This window comes from Nostoc sphaeroides, from assembly GCF_003443655.1.
Classification (GTDB): Bacteria; Cyanobacteriota; Cyanobacteriia; order Cyanobacteriales; family Nostocaceae; genus Nostoc; species Nostoc sphaeroides.
In genome coordinates this window covers 2912501-2932404 of record NZ_CP031941.1, presented here as the reverse complement: position 1 = coordinate 2932404, position 19904 = coordinate 2912501, and the positions used below count along the sequence as shown (strand labels likewise).

Sequence of the window (19904 nt, the reverse complement as noted above, 5' to 3'; positions counted from 1 at the left end):
GAAAAATTAAATCACCCATTCGGGTGAGTTGAAAATCAACCGATCGGGTGACCTAAGTGTAGGAAGTTGAGACTCCTCAAAAATAGGATTCTAGAGAACACTGATTGATTGCACGTCGTTCTTGGTGAGGATAACTCGATGAAACTTGCAACCTTGTTTATGCTCAATTAACAGCGTAGGCGTAGCCCGCACTTCGGCTGCGCTCAGTGACCACCGTTGGCATCGCTTCATACTTTTCTCTTCCCTAAGATCAGTATTCACTAATACTTAAGAGCGATAAACTCATCTGTAACTTATATTATTCATCTCAATCTTTTATGTGGTTAGAATGCAGGCAAGCACTTGCAAACGCTTATGGAAAACTTAGCATCAAGGACGGCACATCATGCACGCTTGATCAAGGCAGCAACTCAGGTGTTTGCAAGAAAAGGGCACGGTATCCTCAGATATAGATTTAAAAGCATCTGTGGATAGTTTCACGGGTATATTGCTTCACGATATGCTGCGTTTTACCGATATCCCCACCGCACTCTTTGTACAGTAGTGAATGCTATATGGAAACTTGTGTGAATTTATTTGTGCGCGGTATTAGCACTTTGCCGTTGCAGAATTCAGGAGGTTTAGTTGATTAGTCTGCAACAAAATTAACTCTGTTTTCTTTTTCAACTAAGGCACTGGGTTGATACTACCTAAAAAAAGTTTTATAAATTACACTTTGAAAATGATTAGAGCCAAGTAATTTACAAAATAACCATAATGTGCTAAACGATATTTATTTCAGGTGTTAGACAACGTGAGCGATCGCCCAAATACCCAAAGACCCAAATATATATTTGTCACCAACATCACAACCATGCTTTTTTAGCGAAGAGTAGATTGCCCAAGTCTAAATCCACAAGACGAGAAACCGAATATGTCCCATTCTGAGTTCCCTGATTCTACCCTACCCATTGAAATAGAACAGCCTACTGTTACTGATTCTAATCAAGAGTCGCAACCATTGCCAGAGCGATCGCCTAAGCCACCTCAAAAACGGCGTTGGCCCCTGCTGTTGGGAATCGTCCTATTAATTGCAGGTGTTGGTTTTGGTTGGCGTTGGTGGCAAACTACTAATGCTAGCAATGCACCACCGGGCGGGCCTGCTGCTGGTCAACCTATGGCAATTCCCGTCAAGCTAGCGACTGTGCAAACTGAAACTGTGCAGGAAAGCTCAGAGTTTATTGGCTCTCTAGAAGCTCCAAGTTCGGCAATCATCAAGCCACAGGTTGAAGGACGAGTAACCCAGATTTTCATCCAAGAGGGCAACCGTGTTCAACAAGGACAAGTTATTATTAGCCTACAAAGTGATAATGTCCAAGCTCAATTATCACAAGCCAAAGCCGGACTAGAACAAGCCCAAGCACGTCTTGCTGAAGTTGTTGCAGGTACGCGACGAGAAGAAGTTGCCCAAGCTAGAGCGCAGTTAGCCCAAGCCCAAGCTCGTCTTCGAGATGCCCAATCAGGATCGCAACCACAAGAAATTGCTCAGGCTGAGGCTCAAATTCAGTCAGCTAAATCTGATGTGGAGTTAGCACAGTCACGAGCCAAGCGATACTCACAATTGAGAAAAGAGGGTGCAGTTTCTCAAGATACCTTAGAAGGATATGTCAAAGAACAGCAAAGTGCTGAAGCTGCCCTTGTCGTAGCCCAGAAACGCCTAGACCAACTCCGCCAAAGCAGAACTTCTAGTATCAATGAGCTAGCTGGAGCCTTAGAACAACAGAAACAAAACTTAAGGCAACTAGAAAATGGTTCCCGCCCAGAAGAAATTGCCCAAGCGCGATCGCAAGTAAGTCAAGCAGCTGCCCAAGTCCAAGCTGCCCAAGTCCAAGTACAATACACAAAAGTTCTAGCACCTTTCACTGGCATTGTTGGTGATATTCCCACAAAGGTGGGAGATTATGTGGAAAAAGCAGATCAACTCACTACACTGACTAGAAACGATTCTTTAGAACTGAATATAGACATTCCCCTAGAAGAAGCCAAAAAGCTGCGCTTGGGATTACCAGTGCAAATGCTGAACGCCCAAGGTCAACCCACAGCAAGGGGTAAGGTGAGTTTCATCTCTCCAAATGCCAGTTCAGATTCGCAAACAGTTTTGGTAAAAGCCAACTTTGGTAATTCTAGAAATCAACTGATCAATCGCCAGTCAGTCCAAACCAAAGTGATTTGGAATGAACGTCCAGGAATTTTAATTCCAGTTACAGCAGTATCTCGCCTGGGTGGAGAGACTTTTGTGTTTGTAGCTGAAGCGCCAACAGAAAAGAAAGCTGAAGCGCCAGCAGAAAAAAAAGCTGAAACACCTAAACTCGTAGCTCAACAAAAACCTGTGAAATTGGGAGTTATTGAGGGGAATAATTATCAAGTTATCGAAGGACTAAAAGCTGGGGACAAAATTGTTGTTTCCGGTATTCTCAACCTAACTAATGGCGCTCCCATCACTCCTGCACCTGAACAAGTAGGTAGTCGAAAGCTTTAAGACGGGAGCAGAAGGAGAAGGGGAAGCAGGGGGGGTAGGGGAAGCAGGGGGAGAAAGAATAACTAATGCCCCATGCCCTATGCCCACTTGCCCTATGCCCAATGCCTAATATTAAATACCCAATGCCCAATTTTTTAAACTATGTTTGTTGACTTCTTTATTAAGCGGCCAATCTTTGCATCGGTCTGTGCGATCGTTATCCTTTTAATTGGATTAATTAGTATTCCTACACTACCGATCGCTAGGTTCCCAGAAATTAGTCCTACCCAAATAACTGTAACTTCCAACTATAGCGGAGCTAGTGCCGAAGTTGTAGAAAGCGGGGTGACAAATATCTTAGAAAGGCAAATCAACGGGGTTGAGGGATTAAGATATCTCACTTCCAGCAGCAGTAACGATGGTACTAGTACCATTACAGCCACCTTTGATTCATCACGGGATAAAGATATTGCGGCTGTGGATGTGCAAAATCGGGTTTCTGTTGCCCAGCCACAACTACCAGACTCTGTACAACGCACGGGAGTGCGAGTATCGAAAGAATCTAGTAACATCCTCTTAGCGATTGGTTTATTCGCTGAAAATAAAGAGTACGATAATACATTCTTAAGTAACTATGCCGACCTTTACTTAGCAGATGCCTTAAAAAGAGTCAAAGGTGTGAGCAACGTTCAAATTTTTGGCGAACGCCGCTATGCAATGCGCCTGTGGTTAGATCCAACTCGCCTTGCCAATCGGGGGCTAACAACTCAGGATGTAGCGAATGCTTTATCTGAACAAAACTTGCAAGTTGGTGCAGGGAGAATTGGACAAGAACCGGCTCCTGAAGGACAAAGGTATCAACTTGATGTGCGTGCTGCTAGCCGATTAGCAGAACCATCAGAATTTGAAGAAATTGTCCTCAAAACTGGAGATGATGGCACATTAGTCAAGCTCAAAGATGTCGGTAGAGCAGAACTGGGTGCAGAAAACTACAGTTCATTTCTGCGATTTCGTGCTAAAGATGCTGTCGGTTTAGGGATTTATCAGATTCCTGGTAGTAATGCCTTGGATGTAGCCAAGGGAGTCAAAGCCGAAATTGAGCGATTGGCTCCAAGTTTTCCCCCAGGAATGCAATATCAGGTAGCTTTTGACACGACATCGTTTGTCGAAGAGTCGATGGCAGAAGTGCTTAAGAGCCTGATTGAATCGGTGGTGCTGGTTGTAATTGTAATTTTTGTGTTTTTGCAGGACTGGCGAACTACTTTAATTCCCGCAATTAGTATTCCGCTTTCCTTCATTGGGATATTTGCCTTCGTCAAAGTTTTTAACTTTTCGATTAATAGTTTGACTTTGTTTGGTCTGACTTTAGCATCAGGGATGGTGGTAGATGATGCGATCATTGTAGTAGAGCAAATCAGCCGTTTTATTCAGGATAAAGGTATAAATCCTCGTCAAGCCGCCAGTGAATCAATGAGGGAACTGTTTGGCGCGGTTATTGCCACTTCACTAGTATTGATGGCGGTGTTCATACCAGTGGCGTTTTTTCCGGGAACCACAGGCGCACTTTATCGGCAATTTGCGCTGACGATCGCCTTTTCCATTGGGATTTCGACTTTTTTGGCTTTGACTCTGATACCTTCTTTGTGTGGGGTGTTGCTGCGTCAAGGACAAAGACCTTCAGGCTGGCTGGGTTGGATTTTTGGCCAGATAAATCGCTTTCTCGACTGGCTACAGCATAGTTATAAGCGATCGCTTACCTTTCTCGCACGCATCAAAGGTATTGTAATTGGGTTGTTTATTGTTTCCTTGGGAATGACTGCTTGGCTGTACATGACAGTACCGACAGCTTTTCTACCCGATGAAGACGAAGGATACTTCATCACAATTATCCAAGGGCCGCAAGGGGTTTCGTTGCAATATACCAGCGATGTGATTGCACAGGTAGAAAAAGAAATTCTGCGAATTCCTGAAGTAGTGGGGACTTTTGCGATCGGAGGATTTGGTTTTAGTGGTAACACAGCTAACAGTGGCATCATATTTACAACTTTAAAATCATGGGATGAGCGCTCAAAACCCGATCAATCAGTACAAGCGATTATTGGCAGCTTGCAAGGGAAGTTGATGGCAATCCCAGAAGCCAGAGTTTTCCCAGTGAACCCGCCCCCAATTCAGGGTTTAGGCAACTTTGGCGGCTTCGTCTTTCAACTGCAAGACCGCAGAGGTAGCAGTGGCTTAGAAAATTTGGTGCAGTCGATGGGTAAGTTGCTAGGTAAAGCTAATCAAACACCTGGATTACAAGCTGTATTTAGTACTTTTGCCGCAGATACACCACAATTGCTTGTGGAAGTAGACCGTAATAAAGCCAATTCATTGCAAGTTTCTATAGATGATATCTTCAGTACTTTACAAACTGCTTTGGGATCACAATATGTAAATGATTTCAATCTCCAGCAGCGCAATTACCGGGTGTATATCCAGGCAGATCAACAGTTTCGTTCTAACCCCAAGGATATTGGTAAACTATATGTTCGTTCTCAAAAGAATCAAATGATTCCTTTGAGTAACTTAGTCACAGTTACTTCGAGGGTGGGAGCGCAAACTATCAATCACTACAATCTGTTCCGCTCAATTGAAATTAATGGTGCTGCCGCCCCTGGCTCTAGTTCTGGAGACGCAATTAAAGCAATGGAACAAGTTGCTAAAGAAGTTTTACCAGCAGGTTATGGCTATGAATGGTCAGGGACTGCATTAGAAGAAATAGATTCTGGTGGTTTAGCACCCCTAATTTTTGGATTAGGATTGGTATTTGTATTTTTGGTATTAGCTGCTCAATACGAAAACTACATTGACCCCTTTATCATTCTGTTATCAGTTCCCTTAGCTATTTTTGGAGCGCTTGTAGCTCAATCGTTACGGGGTTTTTCTAATGATGTTTACTGTCAAATTGGTCTAGTAATGTTGATTGGTTTGGCTAGTAAAAACGCTATTTTAATTGTGGAGTTTGCTAACCAATTGCGAGATCAAGGTCTTTCGATGACTAAAGCAGTAATTGAAGCTTCACAAGAACGGTTACGTCCAATTTTGATGACTGGCTTTTCTACTCTTTTAGGAATTTTCCCCTTGGCTAATTCCACGGGTGCTGGTGCAGGTAGTCGCCAATCTTTGGGAACAGCAGTTTTTGGTGGGATGTTAATTGCGACTTTCTTGAGTTTGTTTGTAGTGCCAATTTTGTATATCGTTATCAAGACGGCGACAGAGCGATTTATCAAACCAAATCGACATCAAGAACTGCAAACAGAAACAGTTTCCTTGGATGGAAAAACTGTTGCATATTCAACAAAAGTTAAGGATTGAGTCTCTGTTTTTTGCAGTGTATTTTACCTAATTGTAGCGGCAGTTTATCACCCTCTTAACTGCCGCTATATATTCTTAGATAAAGTTTTAATTGTGCCACCGCTTTTGCAATTAGGTTATACCAATTTGAAAACATAATGCGACAATTAGACCATTTGTAGAGACGCGATTCATCGCGTCTTTACCCAAGGATGTGTTGCAATCATCAAAAGAAAACTAAAACAGATATAACAATTCAAAATTCAAAAATAAATAGTTAAATATAAAAAACGTAAACTGAGGGCAGTTAAAGAGAGAGGAATACTGCCCTCTACCTCCTGTCTCCTGTCTTCTTTAGCCAACCGCAGAGGCGCAGAAGACACAGAGAAAAGAGGAGTGCTTTATTTCAGCAATCTTAGACCACTCAGGGTAACTAACACTGTAGAACCTTCATGCCCAATCACGCCGATGGGTAGGTTAATATTGCCTAGAAAGTTGCCTACCAAAAGCAAGATAATAAAACCCAACGCTACGAATATATTCTGTTTGACTATGGCTTGCGATCGCCTTCCCAAATGCATCGCTACGGCAATTTTTTCTAACCTGTCTGCCATCAGTACTATATCTGCGGTTTCTAATGCGACATCGCTACCAGATACACCCATCGCTATACCTACAGATGCTTGCGCTAAAGCTGGTGCATCATTAATTCCATCGCCTACCATTGCCACAGTTTGATATTCTTGCTGTAGACTGCGAATAACATCAAGCTTATCTTCTGGTAAGAGTTGAGCATACACCCGATCAATTCCTACTGCTTTGGCGACACTGTGAGCAGTTTCCTGATTATCCCCGGTTAGCATGACAATTTGTTCAACTCCCAGTTTCTTTAACCGGGCAATGGTTGTGGCTGCTTGTGATCTTACTTCATCTGCGATCGCAATTACACCCATCACTTCTGCTATATTTCCCTGTGCTACCCAAACGACAGTTTTACCTTCTTGCTCTAAAGATTGAGCCATTTCTCGCAACTCTTCAGGTAAATTTGTGACATACTTTTGCACAAAAACAGCATTCCCCACAATTATCTGTTGTTCTTGAGCAATTCCTACAATTCCCTGTCCCGGTATAGCTTGCACTTGAACTGCACCAACCCAATCCAAATCACCAGCCGCCTGCACAATTGCCTTACCGATGGGATGTTCGGAAGATGATTCCACACTAGCTGCGGCTTTTAATACATCTACTTGAGTGTATTCACTAACTGAAATTGTCTGGAATACCTGCACCTGTCCTGTTGTGAGAGTACCAGTTTTATCAAATGCGATCGCTCGGACTTTGCCAATCTTCTCCAACTGCGCCCCATTCTTAAACAAAATCCCCTGTCTTGCACCATTGGCGATTCCCGAAAGTAGGGTGGGCATAATTGCAGCCATCAGCGCACACGGAGAAGCAACCACAAGGAAAGTAAGGGCGCGATAAATCGTAGTTTCCCAATCCCAACCCCAGAAAAATGGCGGTAAAGTTGCCAGCAATATACCAGCTACTACAATGACTTTTGCATATCCTTTCTCAAAGCGAAGGGTAAACTCTTGCGAAGGAGGTGCTTGAGTCTTTGCCTCTTCTACCAAGCGAATCACACGCACAATTAAACTACTTTGGGCTGGTTTGTGTACCTTAATTTGCAATGCACCGTAGCCGTTGAGTGTTCCAGCAAATACTTCTTCGCCCACTGTTTTCTCTACAGGTAAAGACTCGCCTGTAATTGCAGCTTGATTAAGGGTGCTGTAACCAGATAAAATTATCCCATCAGTAGGAATTAGCTCTCCGGGTTTGACGACAATCTCATCACCCACTTTTAGCTGACTAATAGGAATTTCTTCTTCCCTTCCCTGAAGTAAAACCCTTGCTGTATCTGGTGTCAAACTCATCAAACTCTTGATACTCCGCTCAGTTCGTTGCATGGCGTAGCCTTCTAGTGCGCCACTGATGGCAAAGATGAGTATCAAAATTGCTCCATCAATAATTAGATGATATTCTCTTCGCCATAAGCCGAGACTAGCAGCACCAATGGCGGCGACAATCATCAGCAAATCTACATCAAGTTCTTTTTCTTTGAAAAGGGTAGTCAATCCTTCCCGCGCACTTTCGTAACCACCAATTACATAAGCAGCAGGTAGCAGCAGAAATGCTAATCCCAACCAACCGAGATGCAAGGCGAACCATCCGAGAAATAGCAATAAGCCACAAAGTAGGGCTGCTAAGGTATCTGCGTGTTCTCTGGTGAATTGGCTAAAACGTTGGGGGTAGAGCATGAGAGGTGAATTAACAAGGACTCTCTTACGCTAAACCTTGACATTAATGTTAATGTCAAGGTTTATAATTAAAAACTTACAAGCAGACAAAGGTTCTAAGTTTAACAGGACTTACGCAAAAATTGCCGAAAAGCTTAATTTATCGAACCGCCAAGACGCCAAGAACGCCAAGAATTCGTAGAGTGTGCGTAAGTCCTATTTAAATGTAAGTAGAATTATTTTGCAAATTTTAAAAAAAGGTGATTGATAATCAATTAATATCTATTGCTCTGTTTGCGGGAGCTTTTGGTCTAGATTTAGGTATAGAAGAAGCAGGTGTTTATACTGTTAGTGTAGTTGAAATAGATGCTGATGCAACAAAAACTATTGTTCTGAACCGCCCTTATCTTTCTGAAAGTGCTGTACCACGCGATATTAGACAGGTGTCACAATAATTCGTAATTGTTAATTCGTAATTCGTAATTATTACCCCATGCATAAATGCAGGGGCTTGTAGTAATGGCAGCTACTAGGTCAATTGTTACATCTATGGGATTCTTTATTGTTTGAGGTTCTACGGAAATCAGCACATCAAATACTTCATCAAAATTCTCTTTCTGAAGAGATAGATAGTTGTGCAACGAGAGTAACTGATGAATTTATCCAAGAGTTTAGAGATGGTGTTCAAGGAGTGTCGAATTACATTAAGGTAACTCCAAAAAATAAACTATTCCACATTCAAGTCGTTGACTGTTGACTGTTGACTGTTGACTGAAAACTCGTGAACCGTCAACGGTCAACAGTTAACAATAGCAATGGAATATTTTTTTACTTGGAAGTCCCTAATAGTATTTTTTGAAGCTAAAGTTTAAATAGTAGTGGCTAGTATAATTATGGAAAAGTATATAAACAAAATAAAGACTCCATCTTAATATCTTAAATTTGTGGAAATCAAAAGTAGCGATCTGACAATTAAGCAGTTAACGTACTTAGTAGGCGGCGGTTTAACTCCGCGCATGGTGCGCCATTACCATCAATTGGGACTACTACCACAACCAGTGCGATCGCCTAGCAATTACCGTCTCTATACCAAAAAAGATGTCCTCCGGTTGCAACGGATTGTAGCACTCAAGCAGCAAGGGTTTCAGCTAAACCATATCCGCAATATTTTGGAAGCCGAACCAGAAGCCGACACAAGTATTAACTTGATGGGACAACTTCAGCAGCAATATCGGGCGGTGATGCAACAAATTTCTCAACTGCGACAAACTGCATCAGCATTAGAAGGATTATTGGGGCGCGAATCGCCATTGTCAAATTATGCAGGCGGAAGTTTTGGCACAACTCAAGTTACTTGATGTCGAAACTCAAGCTGGATTGGGCGGATTGGAAAATCTCTGGAGTGGTTTGGATGCAGAAATTCATACCCATTCGGAAGCTTTTTCAGAATCACTACAACGCTTATTACCTGATTTGTCTCAACGTTCGGAAATTGAACAACACTTAATTTCTCAGTTGGTTTTGGCTTGTGGCGATGTGAGTTTGGTGTCTTTTATTAAGTTGAGTCAAGGTGCGATCGCAGCTAGTCGAGAAGCTTTATCTTCAAGGTGTCAAATTGTTGTCGATACCCAAACGGTTGCTGCTGCTTTAGATCAAACCCGATTATTTTACTTGGGATGCCAAATTGAAACCTTGATTGATAATCCCCATATTACCACCGCCACAGAGGCAGAAGTTGCCTTTTGGCAGCATCGAGAATGGCGATCAAAATTACAGCAAGTAAGTAAGGGTTGTGTCCTGGTAGTTGGTTATGCTCCCTCAGTACTTGTAGAAGTTTGTGAGGCGATTAGCAACCAGAAAATTCAGCCTGCACTAGTAATTGCAATGCCCATTGGCTTTAGCCATGCTCCCGCAGCCAAGCGACAACTGATGCAACAAGAGACACCTTTTATTACAGTTGCAGGCACTTTGGGAGGTGGTGCTTTAGCTGCTACTGCCCTAAATGCCTTGGTGGAGTCATTGATTGATAAGCCAAATTGTCATTGTTATCTCAAAAATGCAGTCACAGGAGACTGCTGAAACCGAGGGTTAACAAACTTGATTAAGCTAAAACACATTTAATTTGCATATCAAAATTTTATCAATATCTTGTGGGGTGGGCATCTTGCCCGCTCCGATTATGCAACTTAAATGCCGATTAGCTTACGGGTCGTGATGCGTAAAGCCCCTTGCCTTCAGGCAGGGGATATAAGTTTCGACTACGCTCAACTGCCGCGAGTGACCGAATTTATTCGGTCGCAGCATAATATAATTTACGTTAGTGTACATGACGTAAATTATATCATGCTGGTATTTGAGGCAAAACTTGAAGGACAAGACGGACAGTATAAAGCGCTTGATGAAGCGATTAGAACTGCTCGTTTTGTTCGCAATGCAAGCCTTAGATACTGGATGGATAACAAGAATATTGGGCGATACGACCTGAGTAAGTTCTGCGCTGTGCTTGCTGCTAATACTGAGTTTCCTTGGGTCGCCAAGTTGAACTCGATGGCAAGACAAGCTAGCGCTGAAAGGGCGTGGTCTGCAATCGCTCGGTTTTTTGATAACTGCAAAAAAAATAAACCAGGAAAAAAGGGATTTCCAAAGTTTAAAAAAGAGCAGACACATGGTTCTGTTGAGTACAAGACCTGTGGATGGAAGCTTTCTGATGACCGTAGGTATATCACTTTCTCTGATGGTTTTAAGGCGGGGACTTTCAAACTCTGGGGAACCCGTGACCTGCATTTCTACCAACTTAAACAGTTTAAAAGAGTGCGGGTTGTGCGTCGTGCAGATGGCTATTATTGCCAGTTTTGTATTGACCAAGAGCGAGTAGAAAGGCGAGAACCAACGGGCAAAACTATTGGTATTGACGTGGGATTGAACCATTTCTATACAGATAGTAACGGGGAGACGGTTGCTAATCCTAGACATCTTCGCAAGAGCGAGAAGTCTTTGAGACGCTTGCAGCGTCGGATGTCTAAAACTAAAAAGGGTTCCAACAACAGAGCTAAGTTTAGAAATAAACTTGCCAGGGCGCACCTCAAAGTAAGTCGTCAGCGTAAAGACTTTGCTGTAAAAACAGCAAGGTGCGTGGTGAGGTCTAACGACCTCGTGGCGTATGAAGATTTGATAGTGCGGAATATGGTCAAGAATCATCGCTTGGCTAAGTCGATTAGTGATGTGTCGTGGTCGTTGTTTCGTGAATGGGTTGAGTATTTTGGTAAGGTCTTCGGCGTGGTAACTATTGCAGTTCCACCCCACTACACCAGTCAAAATTGCTCTAATTGTGGTGAAGTTGTCAAAAAAACTCTTAGTACCAGAACTCATGTTTGTCCTCATTGTGGACATACCCAAGATCGTGACTGGAACGCGGCGCGGAACATATTAGAAAAAGCATTAAGTACGGCGGGTCACGTCGGAACTAACGCCTCTGGAGACATCGACCTCTGCGTGGGTGGGGAAACTCGCTCTTTGTAAGTCGGGTCGTGGAAAGAGGAAACCCAAAGAGTGATCTTTGGAATCCCCGTCACTTTTAGTGCGGGGAGGATGTCAACGAAACTTTTCAAGCCTTTACAAATAATTTTGCTGAGTTATACTCGACTGGATAATTGATTCCATATTGCGATGAATCATAAGTTACCAGCTATTTATTTTTATATTCCCCAAAACCAATGGCCTAGCGATCGCATATTAGAAAGTTCGGATCTTTACTGGCAATGGCAAAATTCTCTACGTTACGGTCAAGGGCGATATAACTGGACTCTACAAACCTATCTTCACCTCAAACATGATGGATTTCCATGTCAATTGGTAGGAACTTTACCTACTGAAGGAATTGTTTTAGCCCATCGCGATTTTTTGCCAGACAACTTACAACCAACACCACAATTATTGATTGTTTGTTTGCGTGCAGATAGAAGTCATCATCCTTACGCACAGCTTCATATTATCCAAAATACTCAAGATGAAATTACAAGATATTCTGCAAGCCTTTGGCAAACCTATTATATGCCCCATTGGCCCCAGTCTGGATTGATCCCTCGCGATCGTCAGCGTGGTGATACATTTGAAAATGTTGCCTACTTTGGTCAAGTAGACAACTTGGTTGCCCAGATGCAAGCAGATGCCTGGAAACACCAAGTCAATGCCTTAGGTTTAAATTGGAATATTGTGGATTTTGAACGCTGGCACGATTACAGTGATGTGGATGTTGTCATTGCTGTGCGTAGCTTTGATAAAAATAGATATAACATTAAACCAGCATCTAAATTATATAATGCTTGGCAAGCTGGAGTTCCGATCATTCTTGGTCGTGAATCTGCTTACCAATATGAACGTAAAAGCGAACTCGATTATATAGAAGTAGCTTCTATTGACGAGATAATTACATCTCTGAAACGCCTGCGCGACAACCAGAAATTACGTCAAGAAATGATAGACAATGGTCGTATTCGATCAACAGAAACGGGGATTGAGGAATTAACTGCACGGTGGCGTAGCTTTTTAACAAAGGTAGCCTCTCCCACCTATGAACGCTGGCGAGATGCATCAAGTTGGCAACGCAAAATATTTTTACAACGCCGTTACTTCACTTTGAAGACAAGTAATATTAAATCTCGCCTAAATAAGCTTTTACCAACCCAGAATTAGTTGAAATCAGTCCTTTGTAAAGACGGCGATTTATCGCGTCTCTTGCCTTAACCAAACCGTATTGCCTTATCAGCATAAAAAAATAGCCCCCTGAATTCAGGAGGCGCATCACCAGGGTGGTGGAAAGACGCGGCATTTCGCGTCTCTCATTTTAACTAGCAACGTATTCTTGGACATGGGCACGACGGCGACGCAGATGAGCCAAAGCTTGATGCTCTAACTGGCGGACGCGTTCACGGCTGAGATTCAATCTCTCACCCACTTTCGCCAATGACATTTCGTTACCATCTTCTAAACCAAAGCGCAGAGCTAAAACTTGTCGCTGTTGCGGAGTCAGTTCTGCTAGCAGGTTGTTCAAGTCTTGGCGTAAGAATTCCTGGTTGGTGTAATACTCTGGTGATGGCCCATCATCTTCGAGCATTTCTTGCAACTCAGTATCCTGGTTATCGCCAACTTTAACATCCAAAGAGACTGGTTGACGCGCCATGTTCAGGTACTCGCGGATTTGAGCCGGTTCTATTTCCAGTTCTTTGGCAATTTCGGCTGGAGTAGGCGATCGCCCCAAGGTTTGAGCCAATTCGCGCTGCACTTTTTTGATTTTATTCAGTTTTTCGGTAATGTGAATCGGTAATCGGATGGTACGACCTTGTTGAGCGATCGCACGAGTAATCGCTTGGCGAATCCACCAATAAGCATAGGTTGAGAACTTATAACCCCTCATTGGGTCAAATTTCTCCACACCCCGCTCTAATCCTAGTGTTCCTTCCTGGATTAAATCCAGAAACTCCATATTCCGCTTTTGGTATTTTTTGGCAATAGCAACAACCAAGCGTAAATTCGCTTCGATCATTTTTTGCTTTGCCCGCTTACCTTGCGCTACCGTTTGTTGAATCTCGGTTTCCGATTGTTGAACGTGGTCAGCCCATTCTGACATATCCGGTTCGCGGTGCAGTTTCTTCGCCAAAACTTCTTTGGCGTCGATGAACTTCATCATTTGTTGCACCTGCTTTCCATAGACAATCTCTTGTTCACGGGTTAGCAGTGGTACACGACCAATTTCTCGCAGATAGGTTCGCACCATATCAGCCGTGAATTTGGTGTTGAGGTTTTCCGTTTGGGTGTTGACAGTAGGCATTGATGTGTTATCCTCTACTCCGTAAACACAATGTATGTTTTCTTACTAAAATCAATGCAGAAAGGTAGTACATCTATCACGAAATATCGGGAGCTATCAAAAGTAATTATCAATTGACCTAGCCGTTGTTCAGACGTAAACTCCCAATGATAGGTTCCCCTACCTTCCCTAAATTTTCAATCTCTTAAATTTTCAATTTCTATATAAGCACGCTGGTTGCTTTTGAGAATTTTTCTTTTAGGCAGTTACTGATAGCAACTGCGAATCCGAAGTCGGTATGAGTTCCATTTACTTTATAGTACGATAAATCAGGCAAATAGTAAAGTATTTTAAGATGAAATGTTTAATTATAATTCAAAATTGCCGATTTGCAAAAAAAAATTAAACTTCCTTTAAATTACTGACTATATCTATAGTGACGCTAAAAACTCCTCTTCTGTTGCCTAAACTAGCCGGATAACCGAACTTAATTTCCTGCGATAATGGAGGGATGTTACGAATTAGGGATTTGTCATTTGTCATTTGTCATTGGTCATTTGCAAAGGACATAGGACAACTGACAAATGACTATCTAGAATCCCAAGTCAGCTTTGGCTAGTTCAGCAGCAGCGAATACTTCTGCGTCAGGTTTTTCTTCCCAGGCTGGTTCACCAATTTCGTTGTAAAAAGTTGCGTCGTAAGGGCGGGTACGTACTACTACTGGCATAGGAACAGCATGACCCAAAATTAAAGCTTGTTGCTTAGAGTCTAACTTTGCCAATACCGATCGCAGTCCGCCACCACCAGATACACCTGTAAAAATCGCGTCAATGTCTTTTTCGTCATTAAGCAAAGCGGTAATTCGAGTTCCAATCTGGGACATGACTTCATTATCAATACCCGATGGACGTTGATCAACTACCAAAAGTGTGACGAAATACTTTCGCAGTTCCCTGGCGATAGTCCCAAAGATAGTACTTTGTACGATAGCCGGGTCAAGGAAACGGTGCGCCTCTTCAATAGTAATCATCAATGGCGTGGGGCGATCGCAAGGATTTTTGCTTTGCAGGAATCTATCAGCTTTTTTGACGTAATGCTCATGAATACGTCGGGTGATCATATTCGTCACCAACATATAAGAGAGCATATTAGACTGGGAACCAAATTCTATCACAACATTCTTCCCAGCTTCCAGACATTGCACAATTTTATCAATGTAATTCTGGGGACAAACCGCCCGCATATACTTTAAATTATCCATACGCATCAGTTTGCGCTGTAACGCCATAATCGAGCCTTTGTGTCCCCGCTTCTCCTCGCAGAACATCTCGATTTCTTCGTTAGTCATATTCAGCAACTGCACAATCCAAGACTTGCGATACTCGCTATATAGAATATTGGCGTTATCCAGGGCTGCGTCAGAGAGTCCTAAATCTCGGCTACATAACTTAATATCTTCAACTTCAATTTGCTCATAACTCAAATAAAGTTCTTGAGCATCACGCACACCCCGGCGCTTTGTCGATTCCGGGTCGAGGGTGTAAACTTCTACCTTGCTGGGAAATAATTGCTTTAAACCCTTAACAGTATTTACATTCTTCCCTTCTGCAACGGCTTCCCAGCCATACTCAGAGTGCATATCAAAAATCAAATTTACTGCTGCATTTTTACGGATAACACCAGCTAAAAGTAACCGTGTCAGAAAGGATTTACCAGTACCAGATTTGCCAAAAACCCCATTACTCCGTTCCACGAAGCGGTTTAAATCGATGCAAACGGGCACATCCATATCCAAAGGTTTCCCAATGGAAAAATTACGCCTTTGGGGGTCATCTTCCCAACCAAATACCCGGCGAAAATCGTCAACACTGGCATCGTAAACTTGGCTAAAGTGGCTAGGAATAGTTTTAACAGGCAACAATTCCATTGTAGTACTGGTTTGTGGCACAAATGAGGCCAAACCCGTCACCGATCGGAGAAAGGGATTTGTCGATTTGCCATTTGTTGGGGAAAAAGATTCTTCAGTTTCGGGAGTGAACATCAACATCGGCGCGAGGTTGATAGTACCATAAGTACCACTTCCGGCTAAAACATCTCGTAAAAAAGTGTCTTCCCAACTAGGGGGATTAGCAATAATTCGGGCATTAGCAGCTCCTAATGCTACATCTGTCAGCATACAGAAAAAGCGCGATCGCATCCCTTGCACAATGAGAAACTTACCCACCCGCATATCTTCTACAGAAATGTCAGGATGCAATCGTACTTCTAAGCCTTCAGTTAGAGAACCTTGAATAACCGAACCTAATGGCTGTTCTGAATTCATGTTATTAGTCATTAGTCATTAGTCATTAGTCATTAGTCATTAGTCATTAGTCATTAGTCATTAGGAACTGGCTATTAATTCTTCTCCTCTTGCCTCCCCTGCTCCCCCTGCTCCCTGCCCCCATGCCCAATGCCCCATGCCCCATGCCCCATGCCCAATGCCCAATGCCCAATGCCCATTACCTAGTCAATCTGAATCGAAGTTGGCGCACTTCCCGTTGGTGGAGTGGTACTGATTAATGGTTTGCGGAATTGGGCGTAAAGGCGATCGCGCCAGGTAAAGAATGGTTCATAATCTATATTCTCGGAAAAGATTGGTAATCCTTTACCTCTAATAGAAGCTGGTAAATCTAGATAGGGCCCAGAGGGGAACTTGAGCAATATCGATAAGCTAGCTACTGCCAAGTCGGCTAAAGTTGGCTCATCTCCAGTTAAATAAGGACTATCTGCCAATAATAACGTTACCGCTTCCAAGTCTTGTTTTAAAGATGCGATCGCTGACTGGATAATATCTGGACTATAACCTACGCCAAAACCTAGCACTGTCAGTAAGTCAGTGGGTACTCCTCCAACCAGACTTTTAAATATATCTGGTGTTGAGGTGGGTAATAAAGACTTGCGGAAATTTTGATCTTGACTTATGGCTGCAAATAGTGCTTTGCGACCTTTGATGCCTATAGACTCATCCGCCCATTCTTCTATTAATAAAGTTAAACCCCGTTTTTTGGGATCTTGCGGTATTATTGGGCGATCGGGATACTCTAAGTCTAAATACTTAGCTATTTCCGTAGAATCCGCAATATATCGATTACGATCCTTTAATACCGGGACTTGTTTCTGACCAGTCAGCCGGAATAGTTCTACCTGTCCAATCCCAGGTGTAACCTCTATTTTGCGGTAATCTAGTCCTTTAAAATCTAGAATTAGGCGCACTTTCTCTGAGTATTGAGATAGTTCCCATTGGTATAATTCCAGCATGTTGTATACCTTATAACTGGCTCAACTTCTTAACTTTACAATTGTATCTTTAGTTAAAGTAATTTTTCTTTACATTATTTGCTTTTTATCTATCTAATTGAGATTGTGGTTGAACTTATGCCTGATTTTTAGCAAAATCATCGAATTAAAAAGGATTATTTTCTGATTATTAAAATATCGAATAATTAAATAATTTAATTTAGCATACATAGATAAACCTGACTTTTCCCGTTAAGTCTCTTTTGCAAGCTGCCAACCCTCTCTACGAGACGCTACGCGAACACAGAGGTCATGCAATTTTAACCAGCCTCGCCACAGTACCTGGATACCAATAGGAGTTTTATGGGAACTCCAAAAAATAAATTATTCCACATTAAAGTCGTTGACTGTTGACTGTTGACTGTTGACTGAAAACTCGTGAACCGTCAACGGTCAACAGTGAACAATAGCAATGGAATATTTTTTTACTTGGAAGTCCCTATGTCGATGTTCTAAGTAGCCCCCTAAAGGAGCGATGCCTACGGCGGGCTTCGCCAACGCTTGCACAGGCCAACGGCTCTCTTCGGAGCTTCGCGTTCTAATTTTTTAGCCAATTGAGGACTGTTGTATGTGCGTGGTTCTTTCTTAAGGCACTCTTCCAAAAACACTATGTCTTCTTCTTTCCACTTAGTCTTCCCCCCTCGACCAGGTAGTTCCCAAAGCCCTTCTAGGCCAAGATTCTTCCATTTGTGCAAAACCTCTCTCACTGTCTGTGGAGTCCAATTTAAATGACCCGCTATTTTTTCCACATACCAGCCATAGTGCTTACTACAAACTTGTCCAATACAGACCTAATGCTACAACGGTTGGGTGAGGTTTACGTTTCCCCACCAACCACTACATCTCGAATTCGGAGACTAGGGCCACCACAACCTACTGACAAACCGTTTTGCCCTCCTTTACCACAACCGCCAGATTCATCCCAGTAAAAATCATCACCAATTGCCTCAATATCCGCTAAAGTTTGGAATACATTTCCCGAAAGCGTTACATCCCGCACAGGTTCAGCAATTTTGCCGTTTCTAATCATCCACGCTTCCCCAGCACTAAAGGTGAACATTTCCCCATTCGTCATCCCACCCAACCAATTACGGGCATACACTCCTTCTTTGATATCGGTGAATAAATCTTTGACTGGTGTTTTACCCCGTTCAATCCAGGTATTTGTCATCCGCACAATCGGAGTAAAGTGATAGTTGAGACACCGAGCGTTCCCAGTAGGCGCTTCTTCCAATTTGCCTGCGGTTTCACGAGAATGTAAACGTCCAACTAAAACTCCATCTTTAATTAGTTGAGTAGTAGTAGCAGGCGTGCCTTCATCATCATAAAAATAGCTACCGCGATGTCCCTCTGGAGCAGCACCATCAAAAATTTGCAGTTCTTCTGGGCCAAATCGGCGTCCAATGGTCATGACTTCCAGCAGATCGGGGTTTTCATAAGCCATATCGGCCTCAGAAAGATGTCCAAAAGCTTCGTGGACAAACAAACCCGTGAGAATTGGGTCAATGACTACGGTGTAAGTATTGCCTTTCATCGGTGGCAGAGATAAAGCTGCGATCGCTCTTTGAGCAGCGCTTTTTACCTGTTCATCCAAATCAGTTAAATCTTCATAAGCTTTGCGAGAGCCGGTAGTTTCCCGTCCAGTTTGTACGGTTTCGCCATTTCTGGCGGTAGCCGCAAAGCGCATTTCCATATCCACCCAAGATTGCTCGATCAAAGTCCCTTCTGAGGTAGCTATGATCACTTTTTGGGCGCTGTCACCGTAACGCACCGAGGTAGTGGTAATCCGGGAATCAACGCTTTTGAGCAATTCAGTATAGCGATCGCATAATTGTTTTTTCTGCGAGAGTGGAATTTGTCGCGGATCAGTACCTTTTAGGGGTAGAATGCATACTGCCTGCACTGGGTCAATAGGTGCAAGTAAAGTTTCTTCATCACCAACCATCCGCGCCGCAGCGATCGCTTCTTCTATGCGATCTTCGATTGTCGCCAGTTGGTTAAAGCAGCTCAAACCCCATCCACCTTTATAACAAGCGCGAATATGTCCACCAATGGAGATGCCAACGCTTAGGGTTTCTACCTTGTCGCCACGCAACAAGATATCAGTCCCTTCTGCTTCTTCAAGGCGAATCATCAGATAATCTACGCGCTTAGAGTAGCGGGCGATCAGGTCAGAAAGTAAATTTTGTGCGTCAGCAAGTGGACTCGGCATTTCCAGGTAGTAACAATGACGAACTGATTTATTTTGCAATTATTTGGGGAATATCTGCTACTCAATGTTAGAGTTGCCTATGAATTTGTGACTTGAAGAGGATGTTTGAGAAGTCCTGCTGCGATCGCTGGCTCTTAATACTTCCTTTTTTACGGTGGGTAAGAACTGAATGATGTGCTAAGGTAATTAGGTGAGAATAAAATTCGGTTACAGCGTTTGTTTTTAGTATTGACAGGCTTTTCCCTTTTGGTCTTAACAAGCTTGTCTCCGAAATCTAAATCTCTACACACCTATGATTTTGGAGATAACGCATGTCAATTTATGTAGGTAATCTATCCTACGAGGTCACACAAGAAGACCTCACATCCGTTTTTGCTGAACATGGTTCTGTAAAACGCGTTCAGTTGCCTACTGACCGTGAAA

General features: G+C 42.8%; 13 protein-coding genes and 2 pseudogenes (1 of these 15 cut by a window edge). 7 read left to right on the top strand and 8 right to left on the bottom strand.

Annotation, left to right across the window (positions count from 1 at the left end; translation table 11 throughout):
- Nucleotides 1–90 precede the first annotated feature (90 nt).
- A complete protein-coding gene (locus D1367_RS30795; protein ID WP_181985164.1) occupies nt 91–231 on the bottom strand; it encodes a hypothetical protein in 141 nt (46 codons plus the stop codon).
- 682 nt (nt 232–913) lie between these two features.
- Between D1367_RS30795 and D1367_RS12975 the strand changes: the two genes are divergently transcribed.
- Nucleotides 914–2518: an efflux RND transporter periplasmic adaptor subunit gene (locus tag D1367_RS12975; protein WP_118166822.1), complete on the top strand. Its 1605-nt coding sequence runs from the start codon at nt 914–916 to the stop codon at nt 2516–2518.
- A gap of 141 nt (nt 2519–2659) precedes the next feature.
- A complete protein-coding gene (locus tag D1367_RS12970) occupies nt 2660–5851 on the top strand; it encodes an efflux RND transporter permease subunit (protein ID WP_118166821.1) in 3192 nt (1063 codons plus the stop codon).
- Between the two features lie 380 nt (nt 5852–6231).
- On the opposite strand, the gene D1367_RS12965 is transcribed toward D1367_RS12970, so the two are convergent.
- The gene (locus D1367_RS12965) at nt 6232–8145 is read right to left on the bottom strand and encodes a heavy metal translocating P-type ATPase (RefSeq protein WP_118166820.1); all 1914 of its coding nucleotides are present in this window, start codon (nt 8143–8145) and stop codon (nt 6232–6234) included.
- 239 nt (nt 8146–8384) lie between these two features.
- On the opposite strand from D1367_RS12965, the gene D1367_RS12960 reads away from it, so the two are divergent.
- From D1367_RS12960 to D1367_RS12940, 4 genes and pseudogenes are all read left to right on the top strand, one after another.
- Nucleotides 8385–8579, top strand: a complete 195-nt coding sequence (locus D1367_RS12960) for a DNA cytosine methyltransferase (protein ID WP_410477527.1) — start codon at nt 8385–8387, stop codon at nt 8577–8579.
- Nucleotides 8580–9074: 495 nt separating this feature from the next.
- Nucleotides 9075–10203 (top strand): annotated as a pseudogene (locus D1367_RS12950) (precorrin-8X methylmutase).
- A gap of 264 nt (nt 10204–10467) precedes the next feature.
- Nucleotides 10468–11677, top strand: a pseudogene (locus D1367_RS12945) (RNA-guided endonuclease InsQ/TnpB family protein).
- Between the two features lie 113 nt (nt 11678–11790).
- Nucleotides 11791–12816 carry a glycosyltransferase gene (locus tag D1367_RS12940; protein ID WP_118166818.1) on the top strand — a complete coding sequence of 342 codons (1026 nt, stop codon included), beginning with the start codon at nt 11791–11793 and terminating at the stop codon, nt 12814–12816.
- A gap of 151 nt (nt 12817–12967) precedes the next feature.
- Here the strand turns inward: D1367_RS12940 and D1367_RS12935 are convergent, their stop codons facing one another.
- The 6 genes from D1367_RS12935 to D1367_RS12915 all read right to left on the bottom strand — a co-directional run bounded on the left by D1367_RS12935 (nt 12968) and on the right by D1367_RS12915 (nt 19481).
- On the bottom strand, nt 12968–13951 hold the full coding sequence (locus D1367_RS12935) for an RNA polymerase sigma factor, RpoD/SigA family (RefSeq protein WP_118166817.1): 984 nt from the start codon (nt 13949–13951) through the stop codon (nt 12968–12970).
- Between the two features lie 381 nt (nt 13952–14332).
- A complete protein-coding gene (locus D1367_RS30790; protein ID WP_181985163.1) occupies nt 14333–14473 on the bottom strand; it encodes a hypothetical protein in 141 nt (46 codons plus the stop codon).
- A 49-nt stretch (nt 14474–14522) separates the two neighbouring features.
- Nucleotides 14523–16253 carry an ATP-binding protein gene (locus D1367_RS12930; RefSeq protein ID WP_118166816.1) on the bottom strand — a complete coding sequence of 577 codons (1731 nt, stop codon included), beginning with the start codon at nt 16251–16253 and terminating at the stop codon, nt 14523–14525.
- A 182-nt stretch (nt 16254–16435) separates the two neighbouring features.
- Entirely contained in the window at nt 16436–17230 is a 795-nt protein-coding gene (locus D1367_RS12925; RefSeq protein WP_118166815.1) for a glutathione S-transferase family protein, read from the bottom strand.
- Nucleotides 17231–17748: 518 nt separating this feature from the next.
- On the bottom strand, nt 17749–18018 hold the full coding sequence (locus tag D1367_RS33315) for a helix-turn-helix domain-containing protein (protein WP_181985162.1): 270 nt from the start codon (nt 18016–18018) through the stop codon (nt 17749–17751).
- A gap of 68 nt (nt 18019–18086) precedes the next feature.
- A complete protein-coding gene (locus tag D1367_RS12915; RefSeq protein WP_118166813.1) occupies nt 18087–19481 on the bottom strand; it encodes a TldD/PmbA family protein in 1395 nt (464 codons plus the stop codon).
- A gap of 311 nt (nt 19482–19792) precedes the next feature.
- Between D1367_RS12915 and D1367_RS12910 the strand changes: the two genes are divergently transcribed.
- Nucleotides 19793–19904 carry the start of an RNA recognition motif domain-containing protein gene (locus D1367_RS12910; RefSeq protein WP_114085123.1) on the top strand. The gene runs 212 nt beyond the window's last position, so only the first 112 of its 324 coding nucleotides appear in the window; its start codon is at nt 19793–19795; the stop codon falls past the right edge of the window.

Coding starts and splice junctions, on each gene's coding strand:
- D1367_RS12930 (WP_118166816.1), bottom strand. CDS start 16,253: ATGAATTCAGAACAGCCATTAGGTTCGGTTATTCAAGGTTCTCTAACT.
- D1367_RS12915 (WP_118166813.1), bottom strand. CDS start 19,481: ATGCCGAGTCCACTTGCTGACGCACAAAATTTACTTTCTGACCTGATC.
- D1367_RS12925 (WP_118166815.1), bottom strand. CDS start 17,230: ATGCTGGAATTATACCAATGGGAACTATCTCAATACTCAGAGAAAGTG.
- D1367_RS30790 (WP_181985163.1), bottom strand. CDS start 14,473: ATGACAAATGACAAATCCCTAATTCGTAACATCCCTCCATTATCGCAG.
- D1367_RS12935 (WP_118166817.1), bottom strand. CDS start 13,951: ATGCCTACTGTCAACACCCAAACGGAAAACCTCAACACCAAATTCACG.
- D1367_RS12970 (WP_118166821.1), top strand. CDS start 2,660: ATGTTTGTTGACTTCTTTATTAAGCGGCCAATCTTTGCATCGGTCTGT.
- D1367_RS12975 (WP_118166822.1), top strand. CDS start 914: ATGTCCCATTCTGAGTTCCCTGATTCTACCCTACCCATTGAAATAGAA.
- D1367_RS12940 (WP_118166818.1), top strand. CDS start 11,791: ATGAATCATAAGTTACCAGCTATTTATTTTTATATTCCCCAAAACCAA.
- D1367_RS30795 (WP_181985164.1), bottom strand. CDS start 231: ATGAAGCGATGCCAACGGTGGTCACTGAGCGCAGCCGAAGTGCGGGCT.
- D1367_RS12965 (WP_118166820.1), bottom strand. CDS start 8,145: ATGCTCTACCCCCAACGTTTTAGCCAATTCACCAGAGAACACGCAGAT.